The sequence below is a fragment of the Caballeronia sp. M23-90 genome, assembly GCF_053574605.1.
On sequence record NZ_JBSIPA010000486.1, the window covers coordinates 1 to 4,840 of the forward strand.

Consider the following 4,840-nt stretch of genomic DNA (forward strand, 5'->3'; position numbering starts at 1 on the left):
TCGTGATTGCATGTCCGTGCGCCCTTGTGATTTCTACTCCTGTGACCATCGTAAGCGGTCTTGCGGCAGCAGCGCGCAAGGGCATTTTAGTCAAGGGTGGTGTCTACCTCGAGGAAGGAAGAAAGCTCCGCAGCCATGACGCTCATGATCACGGTGAACATCCTGCTGGTGTTGAACGTGTCCGCGTTTTTCACGACCATCGCTGAAGCGGTGATCCTGATCCTGGCTGTGCTCGGATCGTCGATCGGCAAGCAATCGGCGGCGCATCACTGCGCACAATACGCCAGCCGATGGCTCACTGCATGGCGAACCGGAACGCGCGCCAAGGACGATCCAGGCGCGCGGCGCGTGAAATTCGAAGTCGAGGATTTTCGTCTGCTGGAAAATACCGAGCTCAAGGGCAGGGTGGTATTGGACTGGATCGAGCGCAATCGCGAATGGGTAAAGTACGTGGTGCCCGCGTATTTGCTGTTCTTTGCGGTCATCGCGATCACGGGCGTGGTGTATGGGCCGGGCGTGCTTGCGAGCTCGAACTTCTATACGAGCTTGCTCACACTGACGCTCTTCCTCGCCATATTGGGCCTGGGGCAAGGCGCGGTCATTCTCACGGGCGGACTCGATCTATCGGTGCCGTGGCTCATCACGTTATCGGGCGTGTTGCTTACGGGACTCACGCACGGTCTCAACGATGCCGCGATCTGGGCCGTACCGCTCGTGCTCGGCGCAGGTTTGCTCGTGGGCGTCTTCAACGGCGTCGGTGTGGTTGTGCTCGGCTTGCCGCCGATCGTCGTTACGCTTGCAGCCAATGGCTTGCTGCAGGGCATCACGCTGATCTACTGCAACGGATCGCCGCAAGGCTGGGCGCCATCGGCGATAAGCAACTTCACGAACGGACACTTCGGGCCTTTGTCGCTCGCCGCGTGGTGCGTCCCGCTGTTCCTGGCGTTTGCGTTGTTGCTGCTGCATCGCACGGCCTTCGGAAGACGGGTCTATGCGGTTGGGAATTCGCCCATCGCGGCGAAGCTCTCGGGCGTACGTGTGGGCGCCACGCTGATCGCCGTGTATTGCCTTTCCGGCCTGTGCTCCGCTGCGGTAGGCTTGCTGCTTGCAGGCTTCAGCAGCCAGGCGTTCCTTGGGATGGGCGACCCGTACCTGTTGCCATCGATTGCAGTCGTGGTCGTCGGCGGCGCTCTGATCACTGGCGGACGTGGCCACTATCTCGGCGTGTTCGGTGGCGCATTGCTGCTGACCGCGCTCGGAACACTGCTCGCAGGAACGACCGTACCGCCGGCCGTGCGCGACATCATCAACGGGCTCGTCGTGCTGGCCGCGGTGATCACGTTGCGCGACAAGAAGGCATAAAACCAAAAAAGGAGTCGACTATGAGCAGCAAACGCGTTGGGGTGATCGGGTCGGGGCGCATCGGGCGCGCGTGGGCGGTCGTGTTCGCGCGTGCGGGGTTTCAAGTGCGTCTTCACGATGCCGACAGCGCAATGCTCGAAGGCGCGATTGCGTCGATACGTGAAAGCGTTTCCGATCTCCAGGACTATGGCCTGATCGATGAACCCATCGAACAGATCGTGTCGCGGGTGAGCACCTTCAACGCGCTCTCCGACGCCGTGCACGACGTCGATCTGGTGCAGGAGAACATCGCGGAAATCGTCGATGTAAAACGCACGTTGTTTGCGGAACTCGACAAGTTGACGCGTCCCGACACGCTGCTCGCGAGTTCGACTTCAGGCTTGCCCGCTTCGACTTTCACCGAAGAGCTTGCCGGGCGCTCGCGATGTCTCGTGGCGCATCCCGTGAACCCGCCTTCGCTCGTGCCTCTCGTGGAGTTGTGCGGCGCGCCGTGGACCACGCCCGAGTCCATCGCCCGCGCGCGCGCGATCTATGAAGAAGCCGGTCAGCAACCGGTCACCGTTGCACGGGAGATACCGGGTTTCCTGTTGAACCGGCTGCAAGGCGTGCTGCTAGATGAAGCCCTGAGCCTCTACGCACGGGGTTACGCAAGCGCCGCCGACCTCGATACTGTGATGCGCGATGGCCTCGGGTTACGCTGGTCGTTCATGGGTCCGTTCGAGACCATCGATTTGAATGCGCCCGGTGGCGTGACGGATTACGCGGTGCGTTATGGCGCGATGTATCAATCGTTCGCGAAGGACAGCGTGCCGTTCGACTGGTCGCCCGAAAGCATCGCACGGCTCGATGCCGAACGTCGTGAAGTCCTGCCGCGCGACGAGATAGAAAACCGCAGCCGGTGGCGGGACCGGCGGCTGATGGCATTGCTTGCGCATCGTCGGACCACGTCGAAGTCCGATAAATAACAGGAGACAACCATGATCGAAACGCGCCTGATTGTTGATGCCAACAATCACCTTGGCGAAGGGCCGCTATGGGACGTGAAGGAACAGCGCTTGTACTGGATCGACAGCACGGCCGCCGAGATCAGCAGTTGCCGGGCCGATGGCAGCGATACCAAGCGTTATTTCGTGCCGCGCCATATTGGTTCGATGGCGTTGCGCGAGCAGGGCGGCGCCGTGGTCGCGCTTGCCAACGGCCTGCATTTCTATGACTTCGACGCGCAGACGGTGAAGCTCATCGCCGACCCGGAAAACGACGATACGGAAACACGTTTCAACGACGGCAAGGTGGACCGGCGAGGGCGGTTTATCGCGGGGACCATGGCGTATGACTTCGACCGCTATGACGCAGACCGGGGCCAGCGTTCTAGCCACAGCGGCGCATTGTATCGGCTCGATACCAATGGCAAGGTCACGCGCCTGGACGGCGGCATCAGTTGCTCGAACGGTCCGTGCTGGAGCCCGGACAACCGCACCTTCTATTTCACCGATACCTACGACCGCCAGATGTACGCGTATGACTACGACATCGTAACGGGCGCCGTTGCGAACCGGCGCGTGTTTGCATCGGCGAGAGACATGGCGGGTACGTTCGATGGCGCGACCGTGGATGCCGAAGGTTACGTCTGGTCGGCGCTCGTGTTCGGCGGGCGCATCCTGCGCTTCGCGCCGGATGGAGCGCTGGACCGCGTGGTGCCTTTCCCTGTACGCAACCTGACGAGCGTGATGTTCGGCGGCCCGGACCTCGACATCCTGTTCGTCACGACGATGGGCCGTCCGATGTGGGGTATTCCCCAAAAAGAGCGCGACAAAGGTGGCCTGTTCGCAGTCACCGGGCTCGGCGTGAAGGGCTTGCCTGAGCCACGGTTCGCGGGTTGAGGTGTTGGTGAACGGCGGGATCAGACTTGAGCAAAAGCGATAGCGACATGAAATCTTGTCACTATCAACGCCGAAGGGGCCATGCCTATACTGCGGGACCAAAGCCGCGGAAGATGCGGCGGTCTGGTTAACCCTTTAGATAACGCTTGCTCACTGCCATGTCGCTCATCAATTACATCACGCAAATCCAGTTCGACTTCGGCGCAGTCAAGCTCATCAAAAGCGAGTGCGAGCGCATCGGCATCCGTCGTCCGTTGATCGTGACGGATCAGGGTGTGAAGGCGGCCGGCATTGTCGATATCGTGCTCAATGCCCTGGGCCAGGGCCCATCCGTGCCGGTTTATGACCGAACGCCACCGAACCCGAACGAAGGCGCCGTGCGCGACGCCGTCGCCTTATACAAGCAATCGGAGTGCGACGGCATCATTGCGATAGGCGGTGGTTCATCAATCGATCTCGCGAAGGGCGTCGCCGTTTGCGCCACGCACGAAGGGCCGCTGCACAGCTTCGCGGTGATCGAAGGCGGTGCTGCGCGCATTACATCGGCGACTGCGCCACTGATCGCGATTCCGACCACCGCCGGCACCGGCAGCGAGGTAGGGCGCGGTGCGATCCTGATTCTCGACGACGGCCGCAAGGTCGGCGTGATCTCTCCCTTCGTCGTGCCGAAGTCAGCGATCTGCGATCCCGAACTGACGATGAAATTGCCCGCGGCGCTGACCGCTGCAACCGGCATGGACGCGATAGCGCATTGCATCGAAACGTTTCTTGCGCCGGCGTTCAATCCTCCTGCCGACGGCATCGCGCTCGATGGGTTGTGGCGCGCATGGCGTCATATCGAGCGTGCGACGCGTCAGCCCGATGACCGCGTTGCACGCCTGAACATGATGAGTGCGTCGATGCAGGGCGCGCTCGCGTTTCAAAAGGGACTTGGCTGCGTGCACAGCCTGAGCCATTCGCTTGGCGGCATCAACCCGCGACTGCATCACGGCACGCTCAACGCCATCTTCCTTCCTGCTGTGATCGCGTTCAACAGCGAGGCCGCGAGCGTGAAGGAGGAAGGCAAGCTCGCTCGTCTCGCACAGGCGATGCAACTCGAATCCGGCGATCAGATCGGCGTCGCGATCCGCGATATGAGCCGCGCGCTCGACCTGCCTTCGGGACTGGCCGAACTCGGTGTAACGCGCGACATGTTCGAGCGGATCATCAGCGGCGCGCTGAAGGATCACAGCCACAAGACCAATCCGCGCGATGCGTCGGTGGAGGACTATAGGGAAATCCTCGAACGCTCGATGTGATCAATCCCGTGCAGCGCGTTCGGATTTTGCGGCACGGCGACGGTTGGTCGGATCGCCGAATATTGGCGGATGAGTCGACGATGACGCGTGAGAGGCTACGGTCACCAATGGCGCAAAGCTTCAGCGCTAGCGGATTAATGATTTGACATAACATAAATTATCGATTTTTATCGTGTAGGCCCCAAGTAGTAATGTCGTACTTGAGCCAAATAGAAATGTCGCACTGAGGGCTCGATTCGGTCCATGCTGAAGCTCCGCTTTCGCTGGGAGTTGATCATGGATAGCACTGGGATGATCACC

General features: G+C 60.9%; 4 protein-coding genes and 1 pseudogene. All 5 read left to right on the forward strand.

The genetic code is table 11. The features are described 5' to 3' along the window. Positions 1-206: hypothetical protein (locus tag ACRXB1_RS30595; protein ID WP_449494177.1), on the forward strand; the 206-nt coding region annotated here is incomplete at its 5' end. Continuing rightward, positions 130-1,362: pseudogene (locus ACRXB1_RS30600) on the forward strand (ABC transporter permease); the annotation flags it as partial. The gene ACRXB1_RS30595 and the pseudogene ACRXB1_RS30600, both read left to right, overlap by 77 nt. 20 nt (positions 1,363-1,382) lie before the next feature. After that, positions 1,383-2,327, forward strand: a complete 945-nt coding sequence (locus ACRXB1_RS30605; RefSeq protein ID WP_449494174.1) for a 3-hydroxyacyl-CoA dehydrogenase — start codon at positions 1,383-1,385, stop codon at positions 2,325-2,327. 12 nt (positions 2,328-2,339) lie between these two features. Continuing rightward, positions 2,340-3,242 carry an SMP-30/gluconolactonase/LRE family protein gene (locus ACRXB1_RS30610; RefSeq protein WP_449494175.1) on the forward strand — a complete coding sequence of 301 codons (903 nt, stop codon included), beginning with the start codon at positions 2,340-2,342 and terminating at the stop codon, positions 3,240-3,242. Between the two features lie 158 nt (positions 3,243-3,400). Then, a complete protein-coding gene (locus tag ACRXB1_RS30615; protein WP_449494176.1) occupies positions 3,401-4,540 on the forward strand; it encodes an iron-containing alcohol dehydrogenase in 1,140 nt (379 codons plus the stop codon). Positions 4,541-4,840 lie beyond the last annotated feature (300 nt).